The sequence below is a fragment of the Jannaschia sp. W003 genome, from assembly GCF_025144335.1.
GTDB lineage: Bacteria > Pseudomonadota > Alphaproteobacteria > Rhodobacterales > Rhodobacteraceae > Jannaschia.
The window spans coordinates 1,718,732-1,736,070 of record NZ_CP083539.1; the positions used below are offsets into that span (position 1 = coordinate 1,718,732).

Annotated in this window: 17 protein-coding genes; 8 read left to right on the forward strand and 9 right to left on the reverse strand. The window is 72.2% G+C overall.

Going from position 1 to position 17,339, the window contains the following annotated elements; genetic code table 11:
- The first annotated feature begins 193 nt into the window (after positions 1–193).
- Positions 194–706, forward strand: coding sequence for a hypothetical protein (locus K3554_RS08420; protein ID WP_259939158.1), 513 nt, complete (start codon positions 194–196; stop codon positions 704–706).
- Between the two features lie 66 nt (positions 707–772).
- On the opposite strand, the gene K3554_RS08425 is transcribed toward K3554_RS08420, so the two are convergent.
- Together K3554_RS08425 and K3554_RS08430 are read right to left on the reverse strand one after the other, a co-directional pair.
- Entirely contained in the window at positions 773–2,266 is a 1,494-nt protein-coding gene (locus K3554_RS08425) for an NAD(P)(+) transhydrogenase (Re/Si-specific) subunit beta (protein ID WP_259939160.1), read from the reverse strand.
- 13 nt (positions 2,267–2,279) lie between these two features.
- Complete coding sequence (locus tag K3554_RS08430; protein ID WP_259939163.1) at positions 2,280–3,857, reverse strand: Re/Si-specific NAD(P)(+) transhydrogenase subunit alpha; 1,578 nt, start codon at positions 3,855–3,857, stop codon at positions 2,280–2,282.
- Positions 3,858–3,964: 107 nt separating this feature from the next.
- Between K3554_RS08430 and K3554_RS08435 the strand changes: the two genes are divergently transcribed.
- The 3 genes from K3554_RS08435 to K3554_RS08445 are packed head-to-tail and all read left to right on the forward strand — an operon-like array spanning position 3,965 to position 7,184.
- Positions 3,965–4,714 (forward strand): SDR family NAD(P)-dependent oxidoreductase, encoded by a 750-nt coding sequence (locus K3554_RS08435; RefSeq protein WP_259939165.1) that lies wholly within the window; start codon positions 3,965–3,967, stop codon positions 4,712–4,714.
- Complete coding sequence (gene kynU, locus K3554_RS08440; protein ID WP_259939167.1) at positions 4,714–5,910, forward strand: kynureninase; 1,197 nt, start codon at positions 4,714–4,716, stop codon at positions 5,908–5,910. Before K3554_RS08435 ends, kynU begins: the two co-directional genes overlap by 1 nt.
- Positions 5,907–7,184 carry a DUF3422 family protein gene (locus tag K3554_RS08445; RefSeq protein ID WP_259939168.1) on the forward strand — a complete coding sequence of 426 codons (1,278 nt, stop codon included), beginning with the start codon at positions 5,907–5,909 and terminating at the stop codon, positions 7,182–7,184. Before kynU ends, K3554_RS08445 begins: the two co-directional genes overlap by 4 nt.
- A gap of 68 nt (positions 7,185–7,252) precedes the next feature.
- On the opposite strand, the gene argB is transcribed toward K3554_RS08445, so the two are convergent.
- The 7 genes from argB to K3554_RS08480 form a co-directional block, all read right to left on the reverse strand.
- The gene (argB, locus tag K3554_RS08450; protein ID WP_259939169.1) at positions 7,253–8,116 is read right to left on the reverse strand and encodes an acetylglutamate kinase; all 864 of its coding nucleotides are present in this window, start codon (positions 8,114–8,116) and stop codon (positions 7,253–7,255) included.
- Positions 8,117–8,134: 18 nt separating this feature from the next.
- Complete coding sequence (gene yihA / locus K3554_RS08455; protein ID WP_259939172.1) at positions 8,135–8,785, reverse strand: ribosome biogenesis GTP-binding protein YihA/YsxC; 651 nt, start codon at positions 8,783–8,785, stop codon at positions 8,135–8,137.
- Positions 8,782–9,513 carry an MOSC domain-containing protein gene (locus tag K3554_RS08460; protein ID WP_259939174.1) on the reverse strand — a complete coding sequence of 244 codons (732 nt, stop codon included), beginning with the start codon at positions 9,511–9,513 and terminating at the stop codon, positions 8,782–8,784. Before K3554_RS08460 ends, yihA begins: the two co-directional genes overlap by 4 nt.
- Positions 9,510–11,366: a membrane protein insertase YidC gene (yidC, locus tag K3554_RS08465; protein ID WP_259939177.1), complete on the reverse strand. Its 1,857-nt coding sequence runs from the start codon at positions 11,364–11,366 to the stop codon at positions 9,510–9,512. Before yidC ends, K3554_RS08460 begins: the two co-directional genes overlap by 4 nt.
- Before the next feature lie 213 nt (positions 11,367–11,579).
- Complete coding sequence (locus K3554_RS08470) at positions 11,580–13,163, reverse strand: GGDEF domain-containing phosphodiesterase (protein WP_259939179.1); 1,584 nt, start codon at positions 13,161–13,163, stop codon at positions 11,580–11,582.
- Between the two features lie 120 nt (positions 13,164–13,283).
- Positions 13,284–14,078, reverse strand: coding sequence for an inositol monophosphatase family protein (locus K3554_RS08475; RefSeq protein ID WP_259939181.1), 795 nt, complete (start codon positions 14,076–14,078; stop codon positions 13,284–13,286).
- A 66-nt stretch (positions 14,079–14,144) separates the two neighbouring features.
- A complete protein-coding gene (locus K3554_RS08480) occupies positions 14,145–15,065 on the reverse strand; it encodes a LysR family transcriptional regulator (RefSeq protein WP_259945850.1) in 921 nt (306 codons plus the stop codon).
- A 105-nt stretch (positions 15,066–15,170) separates the two neighbouring features.
- Here K3554_RS08480 and K3554_RS08485 point away from each other — a divergent pair, with 105 nt between their 5' ends.
- The 4 genes from K3554_RS08485 to K3554_RS08500 are packed head-to-tail and all read left to right on the forward strand — an operon-like array spanning position 15,171 to position 17,337.
- Positions 15,171–16,034: a methylenetetrahydrofolate reductase gene (locus tag K3554_RS08485; RefSeq protein WP_259939183.1), complete on the forward strand. Its 864-nt coding sequence runs from the start codon at positions 15,171–15,173 to the stop codon at positions 16,032–16,034.
- A gap of 36 nt (positions 16,035–16,070) precedes the next feature.
- Entirely contained in the window at positions 16,071–16,544 is a 474-nt protein-coding gene (locus tag K3554_RS08490; protein ID WP_259939185.1) for a PaaI family thioesterase, read from the forward strand.
- Positions 16,541–16,939, forward strand: a complete 399-nt coding sequence (locus tag K3554_RS08495) for a PaaI family thioesterase (RefSeq protein WP_409197303.1) — start codon at positions 16,541–16,543, stop codon at positions 16,937–16,939. Before K3554_RS08490 ends, K3554_RS08495 begins: the two co-directional genes overlap by 4 nt.
- A gap of 35 nt (positions 16,940–16,974) precedes the next feature.
- Complete coding sequence (locus K3554_RS08500; protein WP_259939187.1) at positions 16,975–17,337, forward strand: ACT domain-containing protein; 363 nt, start codon at positions 16,975–16,977, stop codon at positions 17,335–17,337.
- The last annotated feature ends 2 nt before the right edge of the window (positions 17,338–17,339 follow it).

Here is a 17,339-nt window from a genome sequence, read left to right on the forward strand (position 1 = left end):
GCGGGAAGTGTCCGTCTGAGCGGCGCCCCGGTCTGAAAAGGCCGGGGCGTCTGTTCGTCCGGGGCACACGAAGTCCGCACGGCCGGTCACGGGGAATCTACCGCAGCATGCGAAACCGGCGCGGGGGGGATCGCCGTTCTCCGTCCTGCCCGGCGCGCCGGCGATCGGCCCCGGGACCAGACAGGAGATCATCATGCGTACCGCGATCACCGCCACCGCCCTAGCCCTCGCGCTCGCCGCCACCGGGGCGCAGGCCTACACCGGCGTCTCGCCGACCCTCCTCGCCGACGCCCAGCGCACGGTTTCGGAACTCGGCCTCGACGTCGACTTCGACGCCCTCACCGACGAGCAGGTCATCGAGATTTACTTCGCCGGAAGCGAGGACATGGCATCCGAGAAGATCCGCAAGATCGAGGCCGCGCTGAACGGCGAGGGGACGGCCAGGGCCATCCTCGAGCGGCGCGTCGTGGTGCGCGACGTGAACGGCGACGGCACGGTCGGCTTCGACGAGAACGGCCTGATGCCGCAGGGCGAGAACTCGGTCGTCGCCTCGGTGCAGAACTACCTCGACGTGAACGGCTTCGACGTCGACGCCTCGACCCTCACCGACGCGCAGGTCGCCGAGATCTACCTCACCGCGTTCGGCGACCAGGAGAACGGCATGGAGCCCTCGCGCGACCGGATCGAGACCTTCCTCGACATGTGACCCGCCCCCGGGCGCGAACGCGAAGGGCCGCCCCGAGGGGCGGCCCTTTCCCGTCCGCGGGTGGCGTCAGAGCTTGGCGTTCAGCGCATCGACGCTCGCCTTGGCGTCGCCGTAGAACATCCGCGTGTTCTCCTTGTAGAAGAGCGGGTTCTCGATGCCCGAGTAGCCCGTGCCCTGGCCGCGCTTCGACACGAAAACCTGCTTGGCCTTCCACACCTCCAGCACCGGCATGCCCGCGATGGGCGAGTTCGGGTCGTCCTGCGCGGCCGGGTTCACGATGTCGTTCGAACCGATCACGATGGCCACGTCCGTCGAGGGGAAGTCGTCGTTGATCTCGTCCATCTCGAGCACGATGTCGTAGGGCACGCGCGCCTCGGCCAGGAGCACGTTCATGTGGCCGGGCAGGCGGCCCGCGACGGGGTGGATGGCGAAGCGCACCTCCTTGCCCTTGGCGCGCAGCTTGCGGACCAGCTCGGACACGGATTGCTGCGCCTGCGCCACGGCCATGCCGTAGCCCGGCACGATCACCACGCTGTCGGCGTCCTCCAGCGCTGCCGCCACGCCGTCGGCGTCGACGGCGACCTGCTCGCCCTCCACGGCCATCTGCTCGCCCTGCGCGCCGCCGAAGCCGCCCAGGATCACGGACACGAACGAGCGGTTCATGGCCTTGCACATGATGTAGGAGAGGATCGCGCCCGAGGAGCCGACCAGCGCGCCGACCACGATCAGGAGGTCGTTGCCGAGCGAGAAGCCGATCGCCGCTGCCGCCCAGCCCGAGTAGCTGTTGAGCATCGACACCACGACCGGCATGTCGGCGCCGCCGATCCCGGTGATGAGGTGGTAGCCGATGAAGAGCGCGGCCAACGTCATCAGGAGGAGCGGGAATGCCCCGCCCGAGGCGATGTACCAGAACAGGCACAGCACCGAGATCGCGGCGGCGGCGGCGTTCAGCATGTGCCCGCCGGGCAGCTGCTTGGCGGCCGACGAGACGCGTCCCGCCAGCTTGCCGTAGGCCACCACGGAGCCGGTGAAGGTGATCGCGCCGATGAACACGCCGAGGAACAGCTCGATCCGCAGGATCGTGATCTCCACGGGGATCTTCTTGGCGACCACGGCGGCGAAGCCCCGGAACGTGTCCGCCACGGCGGCCGACGCCAGCGCCGCCTCGGGCGTCTCGAGGGGCACGCGCGGGAAGGGCAGGGCGGCGGCCTGGAAGGCCTCGGCCACGCGGCCGATCTCGACGTGGGCGTTGAAGCCCACGAACACGGCCGCAAGGCCCACGAGGGAGTGCATCGCCGCGACCAGCTCGGGCATCTGCGTCATCTGCACCCGGTTGGCGAGCTGCCAGCCGACCACGCCGCCGAGCGCGATCAGCACGATCGACAGGAGCGACAGGCCGGAGCCCGGCCCGATCAGCGTGGCGAGCACGGCCAGAGCCATGCCCGCGATGCCGTACCAGACCGCGCGCTTGGCGCTCTCCTGGCCCGACAGGCCGCCGAGCGAGAAGACGAAGAGGACGGCGGCGACCACGTAGGCCGCGATGGTGAATCCGTATTCCATTGCCGGGCCCCCTTCAGGATTTCTGGAACATGGCGAGCATGCGCCGGGTGACCATGAAGCCGCCGAAGATGTTGATCCCGGCCATGAACACCGACAGCGCCGCCAGGATCACCACCAGCCACGAGCCCGAGCCGATCTGCATCAGCGCGCCCAGGATGATGATCGAGGAGATGGCGTTGGTCACGGCCATCAGGGGCGTGTGCAGGCTGTGGGCCACGTTCCAGATCACCTGGAAGCCCACGAACACGGCGAGCACGAAGACGATGAAGTGCTGCATGAAGCTGGCCGGCGTGAAGAGGCCCGCGAGCAGGATCAGCGCGCCGCCGCCCGCGAGCAGGCCGACCTGCCGCTTTGTCTCGGCGCGGAACGCCTCGATCTCGGCCGCGCGCTTCTCCTCGGCGGTGGGGATCACGACCTTCTCGCGCGGCTTGGCCGCCGCGATCGCCTGCACCTTGGGCGGTGGGGGCGGCCAGGTGATCTCGCCGGCGTGGGTCACGGTGGCGCCGCGGATCACGTCGTCCTCCATGTCGTGGACGATCGCGCCGTCCTTGCCGGGGGTGAGGTCGGCGATCATGTGGCGCACGTTGTTGCCGTAGAGCACGCTCGCCTGCGTGCCCATGCGCGAGGGGAAGTCGGTGTAGCCGACGATCGTCACGTCGTTCTCGGTGACGACCTTCTCGTCCTTCACCGTCAGCTCGCAGTTGCCGCCCCGCTCGGCGGCGAGGTCGACGACCACGGAGCCGGGCTTCATGGCGCGCACCATGTCCTCGGTCCAAAGGACCGGGGCGGGGCGGTTCGGGATCAGCGCGGTGGTGACGACGATGTCGATGTCGGGCGCCAGCTCGCGGAACTTGGCGAGCTGCTTGGCTTGGAACTCGGGGCTCGAGGGGGGCGCGTAGCCGCCCGTGGCGGCCCCGTCGGGCAGCTCGCTGTCCTCGAACTCGAGGTACACGAACTCGGCACCCATCGACTCGATCTGCTCGGCCACCTCGGGACGCACGTCGAAGGCGTAGACCTGCGCGCCCAGGGACGTGGCCGTGCCGATGGCGGCGAGGCCCGCGACGCCCGCGCCGACCACGAGGATCTTGGCGGGCGGCACCTTGCCGGCCGCCGTGACCTGCCCCGTCAGGAAGCGGCCGAAGTTGTTGGCCCCCTCAATGACGGCGCGGTAGCCGGCGATGTTGGCCATGGACGACAGCGCGTCCATCTTCTGCGCGCGGGAGATGCGGGGCACCATGTCCATGGCGATCACGGTGGCGCCCTTGCTCTTCGCGAGTTCCAGCAGCGCCTCGTTCGAGCCGGGGTAGAAGAACGAGATCAGCGTCTGGCCGCGGCGCAGGCGCTTCGTCTCGGCCTCGGTGGGGGGCTGGACCTTGGCCACCACGTCCACCGCCTTGAAGAGTTGCGCCGCGGTCTTCTCGACCGTGACGCCCGCCGCCTCGTAGGCGGCATCCGTGAAGCCCGCGGGCACGCCGGCGCCGCTCTCGACGTGGACCTCGTGGCCGAGCTTCCGAAGCTGCGTCGCGCTCTCGGGCGTGACGGCGACGCGCCGCTCGCCCTCCTGGACCTCTTTCGGTGCGCCGATCTTCATGCGTATCTCTCCCCAAGAGCTTCCCCTGAAGTTTTCGTTACCTTCGGGGGAGGGGGGCGGCAAGGCGACGGAGGCCCTTGGCGACCATTGGAAGGGAGTTTGCGACCATGACGGGCGATCTGGAGGGACGGCACGCGCTGGTGACCGGCGGCGGCACCGGGATCGGGCGCGCCATCGCGGAAGCCCTGCGCGACGCGGGCGCGGCCGTCACCGTCACGGGCCGCCGCCGCGCGGTGCTGGCGGCGGTCGAGGGCTGCACGCCGGTCGCGATGGACGTGGCCGAGGAACAGTCGGTCGCGGACGGCGTGGCCGAGGCGCGCGCGGCGAACGGCCCCGTGCACATCTGCGTCGCCAACGCCGGGATCGCCGAGGGCCGCAGCTTGCGCGACGCCGACGCCGCGTTCTGGCGCCGCATGATGGCGGTGAACCTCGACGGCACCTACCACACGTTCCGCGCCTGCCTGCCCGACATGCTGGAGGCCGGCTGGGGCCGGGCCATCGCGGTGTCGTCGATCGCCGGATTGAAGGGCCTGCGCGGCGCGTCCGCCTACACCGCATCGAAGCACGGCATGATCGGGCTGGTGCGCGGGCTGGCGGCCGACTTCGTGCAGAAGCCCCTGACCGTGAACGCGATCTGCCCCGCCTACGTCGATACCGACATCGTCACCACCAACCTCGCCAGCCTCCAGGCGCGCGGGCTGACCGAGGCGCAGGCGAACGCCGCGATCCTCGGCGCCAACCCCCACGGCCGGCTGATCGAGGCGGACGAGGTGGCCTCGCTCGCGCTCTGGCTCTGCTCCGAGGGCGCGCGCAGCGTGAACGGGCAGGCGCTGCAGGTGTCCGGGGGGGAGTTCTAGTGGACTGGGACGCCACCCGCGCCCTGTTCGAGCTGTCCGAGGGGGTGATCTACCTCGACGGCAACTCGCTGGGTCCGATGCCGAAGGCGGCGCGGGCTGCGATGGCGCGGGTGCAGGACGAGTGGAGCCAGCAGCTCATCCGCGGCTGGAACCGCTGCGGCTGGATGGCCCAGCCCGCCGCCCTCGGCGACCGGATCGGGCGGCTGATCGGCGCGCCGCCGGGCACCACGGTGATCGGCGACACGCTGTCGGTGAAGGTGCACCAGGCGCTGGCCGCCGCCCTCGCGCTGCGGCCGGGGCGCCGGGTGATCCTGTCGGACACCGGCAACTTCCCCTCCGACCTCTACATGGCCGAGGGGCTGATCGAGGCTTTGGGGCAGGGGCACGAGTTGCGCCTCGCCGAACCCGAGGGCGTGGCCGAGGCCATCGAGGCCGCGGGCGACGACCTCGCAGTGCTGATGCTGACCGAGGTGGACTACCGGACGGGCCGCCGCCACGACATGCCGAAGCTCACGGCGCAGGCCCACGCGGCGGGGGCTCTGGCGATCTGGGACCTCGCTCACTCTGCGGGCGCGCTACCCGTCGACGTGGCGGGCGGCGGCGCCGACTTCGCGGTGGGCTGCACCTACAAGTACCTGAACGCCGGGCCGGGGGCGCCCGCGTTCATTCATGCGCGTCCCGACCTTGTCGACGAGGTCTCACCCGCGCTGTCGGGCTGGCTGGGTCATGCCGCGCCCTTCGCGTTCGAGCAGGGATACCGCCCCGGGGCGGGCATCGAGCGCATGCGCGTGGGCACGCCGCCGGTGCTGCAAATGGCGGCCCTCGGGGCGGCTCTCGACATCTGGGACACCGTGGGCATGGACGCCCTGCGCGCCCGCTCCATCGCCCTGTGCGACCGGTTCATCGCCGGGGTCGAGGCGTCGTGCCCGGCGCTGACCCTCGCCTCGCCGCGCGAGGGCGCGCGCCGGGGCAGCCAGGTCAGCTTCCGCCACCCCGAGGGCTACGCGGTGATGCAGGCGCTGATCGCCCGCGGCGTGATCGGCGACTTCCGCGCGCCCGACATCCTGCGCTTCGGGTTCACGCCGCTCTACACCTCGGAAGGGGACGTGGACGGGGCCGTGCGCCACCTCGCCGAGATCCTCCGCACCGGCGAGTGGGACACGCCCGAGCACCGCGCCCGCGCCGCCGTCACGTGAGCCTGCGCGACCACCCGCTCCGCCAGCAGCTCGCCAACGAGCTGCACGCCCGGCCCTTCCCGACGCTGGAGGCGCCCTGCCGCGCCGCCTTCCTCGCCCTCGCGCCCGAGCGGGACGGGGCGGGGCGCGACCGGGCAGCGGAGCGGGCGCACCTCCTGGCCCTGCTCGACCGCTTCGGCGCCGACCACCCGCCGCCGGATGCCACCCACTTCTTCGGCCCCCTCGGGCGCCACCGGCTGAAGTGGGAGAGCCACACCGAGTTCGAGACCTACACGCTGTTCACCGACGGCGTGGCCGACCGACCCTTCGACCCCGCGTCGTTCGACGCGTTCCCCGCCGACTGGCTCGCCGCCGCCCCGGGCTGCCGCATCGCCTCGGCGCTGATCCGCGTGGAGGGGCCGGCACCCGAGGCGGAGGTCGCCGCCAAGCTCGCGGACTGGTTCGTGCCCGAGAGCCTCGCCGCCGCGGAGGTGCTCGGCGGCAGCGCGACGGTGGCGTCCGACTTCCGCATCGACGCGGGCGGCCACGTGCGGATCGCGGTGTTCGCCGCGGACGGCACGGGCGCGCAGCGGGTGGGGCGCATCGTGCAGCGCCTCTGCGAGATCGAGGTCTACCGCACCCTCGCCATGCTCGCCTTGCCCGAGGCGCGGCGGCTGGGCGCCGAGGCCACCCGCCTCGACGGCGCGTTGTCCGGGGTGATCGAGAGCCTGCGCGCCGGCGAGGCCGAGACCGAAGGCGCCCTCGACGGCCTGCTCGCCATCGGCTCGGAGCTGGAGACGATGCTGGCCCGCTCCGCCTTCCGCTTCGGCGCGCAGGAGGCCTACGAGGCGCTCGTGAACCAGCGCGTCTCGGTGCTGCGCGAGACGCGGCTGGGCGGGCGCCAGACGCTGGCCGAGTTCATGATGCGCCGCTTCGACCCGGCCATGCGGACCTGTCGCTCGACGCAAGCGCGGCTGGAGGCGCTGGCCGAGCGCGCGCGCAACGCGGGCGACCTCCTGTCCACCCGCGTCAACGTCGAGCGGGCGGCCCAGAACGCGGCGCTCCTGCGCTCCATGGACGCGCGCGCCGAGGCGGCGCTGCGGCTCCAGCGCACGGTGGAGGGACTGTCGGTGGTGGCGATCAGCTACTACGCCGTCAGCCTCGTGGGGTATCTCCTCTACCCGGTCGCGGGACGGCTGGGGGTGCCCAAGGAGATGCTGCTGGCCGGGGCGGTGGTGCCGGTGGTGCTGCTGGTGTGGCTGGGGCTGCACGGGGTGCGGAAACGGATGGAGTAGGGGGCTCCGCCCCCCGCGCTTCGCGCGTCCCCCGAGGTACTTGCAGCAAGATGAGGGGCTTGCGAGCCTTACTTCAACCGGATCAGCGAGCCGGCGCCGTGGGAGGTGAACAGCTCGAGAAGCACGGCGTTGGGCACGCGGCCGTCGAGGATGACCACCGCGCGCGTCCCGGCCTCCAGCGCATCGAGCGCGGTCTGGGTCTTGGGGATCATGCCGCCGGCGATCACGCCCGCCTCGGTCATCTCGCGCACGCCCGCCGCCGTCAGCTCGGTGACGACCTGCCCGCTCGCGTCCTTCACGCCGGAGACGTCCGTCAGCAGCAGCAGGCGGTCCGCGTGGAGTGCGCCCGCGATGGCGCCGGCGGCGGTGTCGCCGTTGATGTTGTAGGTCTCGTCGTTCTCGCCGGTGCCGATGGGCGCGATCACGGGGATCATCTCATCGCGGAACAGGGAGTGGAGGAGGCGCGTGTCCACCTCCGACGGGGTGCCGACGAAGCCAAGCTCCGGGTCGTCCTGCCGACAGGTGATCATGTCGGCGTCCTTGCCGGTCAGGCCCACGGCCCGGCCCCCGGCGGTGTTGATCGCCTGCACGATGCGCTTGTTGACCTCGCCGCCCAGCACCATCTCGACCACGCGCAGGGTCTCGGCGTCGGTGACGCGCTTGCCGCGCACGAACCGCGACTCGACGCCCAAGCGGGCCAGCAGCTCGTTGATCATCGGACCGCCGCCATGGACCACCACGGGGTTGATGCCCACGGTCCGCATCAGCACCACGTCGCGCGCGAAGCTCGCCATGCCCTCGTCGGAGCCCATAGCGTGGCCGCCGAGCTTGATGACCACGGTGGCGTCGTCGTAGCGGCGCAGGTAGGGGAGCGCCTCGTTCAGGGTTCGGGCGATAGCGGCGTTGTCGCGGGTCACGTCCTGGTTCCTCATCGGGTTCTCCGGGGGCGGCTACTCGATGCCGGCGATGGCGGCGCGCAAGGTGGCCAATCCCCAGCCCTTCTCGGACGAGGTCACGATCAGCTCGGGGAAGGCGGCCGGGTGGCGGGCGAGCGCGGCGCGGGTCCGCTCCAGCGCGGCGGCGCGGTCGCGGTCCTTCACCTTGTCGGCCTTGGTTAGCACGGCCTGGAACGGCACGGCCGCGCGGTCGAGGAGCGACATGATCTCCTCGTCCACGGGCTTGGCGCCGTGGCGGCCGTCGATCAGCAGGAACGCGCGGCGCAAGCTGGCCCGCCCCGCGAGGTAGTCCTTGAGCAGCGCCTGCCACTTGGCGACCACGGCCACGGGCGCTTCGGCGTAGCCGTAGCCCGGCAGGTCCACGAGGTAGTGGCTGTCGGCCAGCGTGAAGAAATTGATCTCCTGCGTGCGGCCTGGCGTGTTCGAGGCCCGCGCCAGCGCCTTGCGGCCCGTGAGCGCGTTGATCAGCGTCGACTTGCCCACGTTGGAGCGGCCCGCGAAGCAGATCTCGGGGCGGTCGGCCGGCGGCAGGCCGTCCATCGCCACCACGCCCTTGAGGAAGTCCACCTCGCCCGCGAACAGCAGGCGGCCCCGCTCCTCGGCCATCGGCTCGGGCGCGGGCGCCTCGGGGAACGGGAGATTCACGCCGCCACCCGGTCGCCGACCGCGACCCGGCCGGGCGCCACGCATTCGAGGTAGACGCCGAAGTCGCGGTGGCCCCAGTGCGCGAGGGCGTCCAGGGTCGCGGCATCGCGGCGGCCGGTCTCGGGGTTCGCCTCGGTGGCGCGGCAGCGGGTGATCGGCTCGGCCACGCGGAAGCGCGCGGTGCCGATCGAGACCTCGCGGCCCACCCACTCCCACTCCTGCCAGGGACCCTCGCCCTCGAACCAGACGTTGCCGCGCCAGCGATGGGGCGAGAGGGCGTGGCCCACGCACCCTTCCACCGCCCGGTGCGAGGCTGCGTTCATGAGCGAGATCGACGCGAAGTCGCTGTCGGTCATGCCCCGCGCGCCGGCGCGCACGATCCGGGCCGGCGCGGCGCGGCCCGGCTCCACCGTGGGTGCGATCCACGCAAGGTAGCGGTCCGCCTCCGCGTCCGGGTCGAAGCGCAAGTCGGCGAGGTTGGGATGGCGCAGGGTGACTGTGCCGTCCTCGTGGCTCTCGGCCTCGATGGCCATGAGCGCGGGCGCCTTGGCGCAGCGATGAAAGTTCGTACAGGGCGACCACGCTCCGTCCGGGGCCTGCGCCGCCTCGTGGGCCACCGCCCAGCGGCGGTCGCCGGGCACGGTGCCGCCCGCCTCGACCTCGAAGGCGGGCAGGGGCTCGCGCCCGTGCGACTTGATCGGGTGGCGCCAGAGGCTGGCGACCCTCATTTTCCGCTCGGCGGCTTGGAGGCGTTGGCCGCCTCGGGCTTGCGGCGGAAGCTGCGGCGGATGTTGCCGAAGAGGTCGGGCTTGGCGCCGTGGGAGCGCATGATGGCGTACTGCTGAATGAAGGTCAGCGTGTTGTTGGCGATCCAGTAGACGATCAGGCCCGAGGCGAAGCCGCCGAGCATGAACATGAAGACCCACGGCAGCCACGCGAAGATCATCGCCTGCGTCGCATCCGTGGGGGCCGGGTTCAGCTTCTGCTGCAGCCACATGGAGATGCCCAAGAGGATCGGCAGGATGCCGATGAACACGAGCGCCAGGATCGAGCCGGGGTCGGGCACGTCGAAGGGTAGCAGCCCGAAGAGGTTCGCGATCGAGGTCGGGTCGGGGGCCGAGAGGTCCTGGAAGGGGCCGAAGAACGGCGCGTGCCGCAGCTCCAGGGTGACGAAGATCACCTTGTAGAGGCTGAAGAAGATCGGGATCTGCATCAGGATCGGCAGGCAGCCTGCGGCCGGGTTCACCTTGTTGGTCTTGTAAAGCTCCATCATGCCCTGCTGGAGCTTCTGGCGATCCTCGCCCACGCGCTCCTTGAGCTTCTCCATCTCGGGCTGAAGCTCCTTCATGCGCGCCATGGAGACGTAGCTCTTGTAGGCTAGGGGCAGCAGGATGGCCTTGATCCCGAGGGTCAGCACGATGATCGCGATGCCCATGTTGCCGATGGCGCCGTTCAGGAAGTGCAGGGCGATGAAGATCGGCTTGGTGAGGAAGTAGAACCAGCCCCAGTCGATGGAGTCGACGAAACCCTCGACGCCCTCCTCGTTCTGGTAACGGCGGATCGTCTCCCACTCCTTGGCGCCCGCGAAGAGGCGTGAGGTGGAGGCGCCGGTGGCGCCGGGGGCGATCTCGATGGCGGGCAGGCGCTGCTCGGTCTGGTAGATGTCGGCGCGGTCCACGTACTTGACCACCTGCGCGAAGGGCGCGCCGACGGGCGGGATCAGGGTCGCCATCCAGTACTTGTCGGTGAAGCCGATCCAGCCGTCGGCGGCCACCTCGACGCGCTCCACGCGCCCGCCCTCCGCGGCGACGGGGTCGAGGTCGGTCATGTCGTCGTAGTCGAGCTCGGTCAGCTCGCCGTCGGCGCGCGCGACCACGCCCTCGTGGAGGATGAAGAAGTTCACCGTGTCGGGCTCGCCGTGGCGGGCCACGAGACCGTAGGGCGCCAGACGCACGGGCGCGTCGGTCCCGTTGAGCACCGCCTGCTCGACGGTGAACATGTAGTCCTCGTCCACGGAGATGGTGCGCTGGAAGGTCAGGCCCGCGCCGTTGTCCCACTGCAGCACCACGGGCGCGCCGGGGGCGAGGGTGCCCCCTTGCGCCAGCGTCCATTCGGACGTGGGCGCGGGCACGGCGTCGAAGGCGAGGTCGCCCGCGGGCACCCAGCCGTGGAGCGCGTAGTAGGCCTCCGGGCCGCCGGCGGGGGAGAGGAGCGTGACGATCGGCGAGTCCTCGTCGAGGGTCTCGCGGTAGTCCTTGAGGGCAATGTCGTCGATGCGCCCGCCGCGCAAGCTGATGGAGCCGGTGAGGCGCGGCGTGTCCACGGGCACGCGGGGCGACGCGGCCACGGCGGCGTCGCGGGTGTCGGTGGTGGGCACGATGGCGGGCGCGCCGGGGATCGCGGCGTCGGGCGCGGCGGCCGAGGGCGGCGTGGCGAGCCCGCCGTCGGGGATGCCGTCGGAGGTGTCGTCCACGGCGACGTCCGGCGAGCGCTGCTCGGGCGGGAACAGGACCATCCACACGAGGATCACCAGCGCCGAGAGCACGGTCGCGAGGATGAGGTTCTTGTTCTGGTCGTCCATGCGGCCGGGCCCTTGACGATGTCGGGAGGTCGGGCGGCGTTTGACAGGCGCGGCGGGCGGAGGTCAAGGGCAGCCGGGGGCGGGGGGCGGTGGGCCGGGACGCGACGGACCGCACCCCGACCCCCCGATCCGGCATGGGGGCGGAGGCGGCATCGGGCCTGCGGGGGCCTTCGCCATCTCGTATATCCGGCCCGCCCCGGCGCGCCTGCGGTTTCAGGCCGTGCCGTGGGGGCGCACCTCGGCGAGGCAGGGGCGCGCAGGGCTGCGATTGCGCGCCCACGCGAGCGTGGCGGCCAGCGGCATTGGCCGGGCGATCGCGTATCCCTGAAGCTGCCGGCATCCCATCTCGGCCAGCACCTCGGCCTGCGCCTCGGTCTCCACGCCCTCGGCGAGCGTGTCGATCCCCATCTCGGCGGCGAGGCCGAGGATCGCCGCGACGATGCGCCGGGTCTCGGGGTCGCGCTCGATGCCGGCCACGAAGCTGCGGTCGATCTTGATGCGGTGCGCGCCGAAGCGGGCGATCTGGCGGATCGCCGCCGCCCCGGTCCCGAAGTCGTCGAGGTCGAGGCGCAGGCCGGCCGCGCGCAGGGACCGAAGGTTGCGCAGGACCACGTCGTCCGCGTCCTCCGCCGTGACGGTCTCGAGGATCTCCACCGCGATGCGCTCGGGAGGCAGGCCGCAGCGGTCGATCTCCCAGACGAAGCGGTCGGCGAGGTGGGGGTCGCGCAGCTCCGCCTTGGAGACGTTGATGCCGACCTGTTCGACCCCGAAGCCCGCGTCGTCCCACGCCTCCAGCGCGGCGAGGGCATCGCGCAGCACCCGCTCGCCCAGGGCTGCATCGAGGCCAGCGACCCCGATGGCGGGAAGGAAGCGCGCTGGGGGCAGGACGCCCAAGTCCGGGTGGTGCCAGCGGACCAGCGCCTCCATGCCGGCGAGGCGGCGGGTGCGAGCGTCCACCTGGGGCTGGAACCAGGCGCGGATCTCGCCGCTCTCGAGGGCCGGGCCGACCTGGCGGGCGAGGCGGTGCCCGGTCTCCTCTTCGCGGCGCAGCTCGGGCGTGAAGACGCGCGCGGCGCCGGCCTCGTGGCGGATCGCCTCGCGCAGCGCGCAGGACGCGGCCGACAACAGTGCCGCGCCGTCGGGACGGGGCGCCATGGCGCCCGTGCAGATGCCGACATGGCTGGCGAGGTGGAATGCCCGGCCGTCGATCGACAAGGGCTCGGCCACCGCCGCCTGCATCCGGTCGGCCACGCCGAGCACCACGTCGAGGTCGACCCGCCGGGCGGGGTGGAGCACCGCGGCGACCGTGCGGTCGCCGAGGCGGAACACCGCGTCCCGCTCCCGCAGGGCGGCGGCGACGCGGTCGCGCAGGAGGATCATCGCACGCTCCGCCTCGGCGTCGGTCCAGCCGGCGGAGTGCACCGGTTCGGTGATCTGTAAGAGGAGCGCGGCGGTGGCGCGCCCCGTCCGGGCGTCGTGGTCGAGGCGGGCGGCGGCCACGGCTTCCGCCTCGGGGCGCGTCAGCACGGCGCCGGCGGCGGCGAGCTCTCCGGCGGGACGGCGGAGGCGGGCGGCGAGGGCCTGCGCCGGCGGCGCCGCGAGGGCCGCGAGGATGCCCGCCATCGGGTGCCCTGCGGCATGGAGCGCGACGGCGGCTGCGGCGCAGGCGGGCCAGACCAGCAGCGGGGCCGCGCCGCCCACGGGCCGCAGGACCGCGTCGGTGCGGGCCAGCGTCCGGAGCCGCGCGGCCAGTCGCGGCGCGGACGCGGGGGGCATCGGTGGCTGAGCATCGGTCATCGTCGAACCTCCGTCGCGGCGCGCGATGCATAGCGAACGAAAGGTGACCGACAGGTTAAGCGTCCCGGCGGCGATGCCGAGGATTCGCCGGGACGAGGCGCCCTCGGGGCGCAGCCAGCCCTAGTCGCGGGTGCGGATCACGTCCGCGAAGCGCTCGAAGATCGCGCCGCTGCCGGCGACGAGATGGCCGTCCTCCAGGAGCGACTGCCCCTCGCGTATCGGCTGCACGAAGCCGCCCGCCTCGCGCACGATCAGGATGCCCGCGGCGATGTCCCAGGGGTGCAGCCCGCGCTCCCAGTAGCCGTCGTAGCGGCCCGCGGCCACGTAGGCGAGGTCCAGGGCGGCGGCGCCCCAGCGGCGCACCCCGGCGCAGGCGGGCGAGAGGCGCCCGAGATCCCTGAGCGTCGCGGGCAGGTACTTCGAGGCGGCGAAGGGGATGCCGGTGGCGAACACCGCCTCGTGCATCGCGGTGCGGCCCGAGACGCGCAGGCGGTTGCGGTCGCCGAGCCACGCGCCGGCGCCCTTCTCGGCCACGAACAGCTCGTCCTTGGCGGGGTCGTAGATCACGCCCGAGACGACCTCGCCCTTGTGCTCCAGCGCGATCGAAACGGCCCAGTGGGGCATGCCGTGCAGGTAGTTCGTGGTGCCGTCCAGCGGGTCCACGATCCAGCGGCGGGTGGGGTCGGTGCCCTTCGTCTCGCCGGACTCCTCGCCGAGCCAGCCGTAGTTCGGGCGGGCCTCCATGAGTTCCGCGCGGATGATGTCCTCGGCGGCGCGGTCGGCGCGGCTGACGAAGTCGCCGGGGCCCTTCGTGCCGACCTGAAGGTTCTCGACTTCGCGGAAGTCCTTCACGAGGCTGCGGCCCGCCTTGCGGGCGGCCTTGATCATGACGTTCAGGTTCGCGCTGCCCTGCATGGCCGGTGCCCCTCGCTGTTCAGGGCGCCCCCCTACAGGCGGGGCCGGGCGAGGGAAAGGCCGTGCTCACGCGCCCTCGGTCGCGCGCCGCTGCAGCTTCACCGGCTCGGAGCGCATCAGGCGCAGCACGTGGGCCATGAAGGGTTTGGCAGCATCGACCTCGCGCACGGCGGCATAGAGGCGGCGCGTCACGCCCCCCTCCGTGAGCGGCCGGGTCACGTAATCGGAATTGTAGCGCACCTCGCGCACCACCCAGTCGGGCAGGACGCTCACGCCGCGGTTCGAGGCCACTAGGAGCAGGATCACCGCCGTCAGCTCCACCTGCCGCACCGAGGCCGGCTCCACGCCCGCGGGCATCAGCAGCTGCGAGAACACGTCGAGGCGGGGGCGGTCCACGGGGTAGGTGATGAGGCACTCGTCGCGGAAGTCCTCGGCCTCGACGTAAGGTTTCCCGGCCAGCGGGTGCGCGGAGGAGGCCAGGAACACCGGCTCGTAGTCGAAGAGGGGCGCGAACTCGACGCCCGGCAGCGCCTCGGGGTCCGAGGACACCACCAGGTCCACCTCCTCGCGCTCCAGCGCGGGCAGGGCCTGGAACTGGAGCCCGGGGCGGATGTCCACGTCCACGTCGGGCCAGGCGCGGCGGAACTGCTCCAGCACCGGGAAGAGCCACTCGAAGCAGGCATGGCACTCGATGGCGATGTGCAGACGCCCGGTGCGGCCCGAGCGGAGGGCCGAGAAGTCCTGCTCCACGGCCTCGAGCTGCGGCAGCACCTGCTCGGCCAGCCGCAGGAGGCGGTGGCCGGCGGGCGAGAGCTTCAGCGGCTTGGAGCGGCGCACGAAGAGCGGCACGCCGATCTGCTCCTCCAGCCCCTTCACCTGATGGCTCAGCGCCGACTGGGTGATGTTGAGGCGATCGGCCGCACGGGCGAGGCCGCCCGCCTCGTGCACGGCGCGGATGGTGCGGAGATGGCGGAATTCGAGGTGCAGCTTCACGGAATGCGCGTCCCGTTCATGATCGTGTTGAGGATTATGAGCCTGTCTCACGAAACCGAGGCATGGCACAAGCCGTTCAACCCTCCGAAGGAGCGCCCCATGTCCGTGCCCGCCGTCAGCTTCGAGTTCTTCCCGCCCAAGTCCCTGCAAGGCTCGTTCCGCCTTTGGGAGAGCGTGCGAGCGCTCGCCCCCCTCGCGCCCGAGTGGGTGTCCGTGACCTACGGCGCAGGCGGCTCGACCCGAAAGCTGACCCGCGAGGCGGTGGCGGCCATCGGCGGCGAGTTCGGGCTGCGGACGGCCGGGCACCTGACTTGCGTCGACGCCTCCCGCGAGGAGACGCTGGAGGTGGCCGAGGGCTTCCGCGCCGCGGGCGTGACCGACATCGTGGCGCTGCGGGGCGATCCGCCCGAGGGCGCGGACGCGTTCCGGCCGCACCCCGACGGCTTCCGCGACTCGGTGGAACTGGTGGGCGCGCTGGCCGACCGGGGTTTCCGCGTGCGCGTGGGCGCCTACCCGGACCCGCACCCAGAGGCGCGTTCGGCGGACGCGGACGTGGCATGGCTCAAGCGCAAGATCGACGCGGGCGCGTGCGAGGCCGTCACGCAGTTCTTCTTCGACCCGGAGGTGTTCCTGCGCTTCCGCGACCGCTGCGCGGCTGCGGGCATCGCGGCCCCGATCGTGCCGGGCCTGCTGCCGGTCGAGAACTGGGGCAAGACGCGCAGCTTCGCCGCGCGCTGCGGCGCGGTGATTCCGGACGATCTGGCCATCGCCTTCGACGTGGCCGAGCGCGACGGGCGCGCCGACCTCTTCGCCGTGGCGCAGGCCGCGGAGCTGGCCGACCGGCTGGTGGAGGAGGGCTGCGGACACCTGCACTTCTACACCCTGAACCGCCCCGACCTGACGCGCGACGTCTGCGCCGCCCTCGGCCGGGTGCCCGCCGCGCCGCTCTCGGCTGTGGCCTGACTTGCGGGCGGGGGCGCCGCCGCTAGGGTGGCGCCCATGTTCGCATCCTCCCCTTCCGAGCTGTGGTCCGCCGAGCGCGCCCTCGGCGTGTCCGGCCTCCAGTTCATGCAGGCGATCCTGGCCGGCGACGGCCCGCACCCGCCCATCGCGCGAGGCATGAACTACCGTCTCGACGCGGTGGAGGTGGGGCGCGTGGTGTTCCGGGGCACCCCCACTGACGCGCACCTCAACCCGCTCGGCACGGTGCACGGCGGCTGGTACGGCACGCTCCTCGACAGCGCGATGAGCTGCGCCGTGCAGACCACGATCCCGGCGGGGCGGCTCTACACGACGCTGGAGTACAAGGTGAACCTCGTGCGCAACCTCGCCGTCGGGACCGAGGTGCTGTGCGAGGGCACCGTCACCCATGCGGGCCGCACCACCGGCGTGGCCTCCGGCAGCCTGCGGGGTGCCGAGGACGGCAAAGTCTATGCGTCTGGCACCGCCACCTGCCTGATCCTCGCGCCGTGAAGGGCCGGGCCGAGGTCGAGGCGAGCTTCGCGCGGCAGGGGCTGATGCGAACCTTGGGCGCGCAGATCGCGCACGTGGAGCCGGGGCTGGTGCGGATCGCGGTGGACGTCTCCGAAGCCACCTCTCAGCAGCACGGCGCGGGCCATGCGGGGCTGACCTTCGCAATCGCCGACTCCGCGGCGGGCTACGCGGCGTGGACGGTGATGGAGGAGGGCATGGAGGTCGTCACCTCGGAGTTCCGGATCTCGCTGCTGGCCTCCGCCACGGGGCGGCTGGTGGCCGAGGGACGGGTCGTCCGGCCCGGCCGGCGGCTGGTGGCCGTGGCGGCCGACGTCCATGCAGGCGATACTCACGTGGCCACCGCGCTCGGCACCATGGTCCCGGTGCGCCGGTGAGCGGCGAGCGCGACCTTCGGACGTTGATTGCGGGCATGCGGCCGGTGCTGGACCCCCAGCCTTACGTCTTCGCCACCGTGCGCGGCCCGGTGCCCGATGTTCGGTCCATCATGCGCTTCGAGGAGGCCGAGGGTACCACCCTGGTCCTCGCGCCCGAGGCGGCGCGGGCGGCGGGGCTGGAGACAGCGTTCCCCTGCCGCCGCATCACGCTGAACGTGCATTCGGCGCTGGATGCGGTCGGGTTCCTCGCCGCCGTCACGGCCCGTCTCGCGGCGGAGGGGATGGGCGTGAACCCCGTGGCAGGCTTCTTCCACGACTACCTGTTCGTTCCCGAGGACCGGGCCGCTGATGCGATGGCCGCTCTGCGCGCGATGGCCGAAGAAGCCGCCGTGCGCTGAGG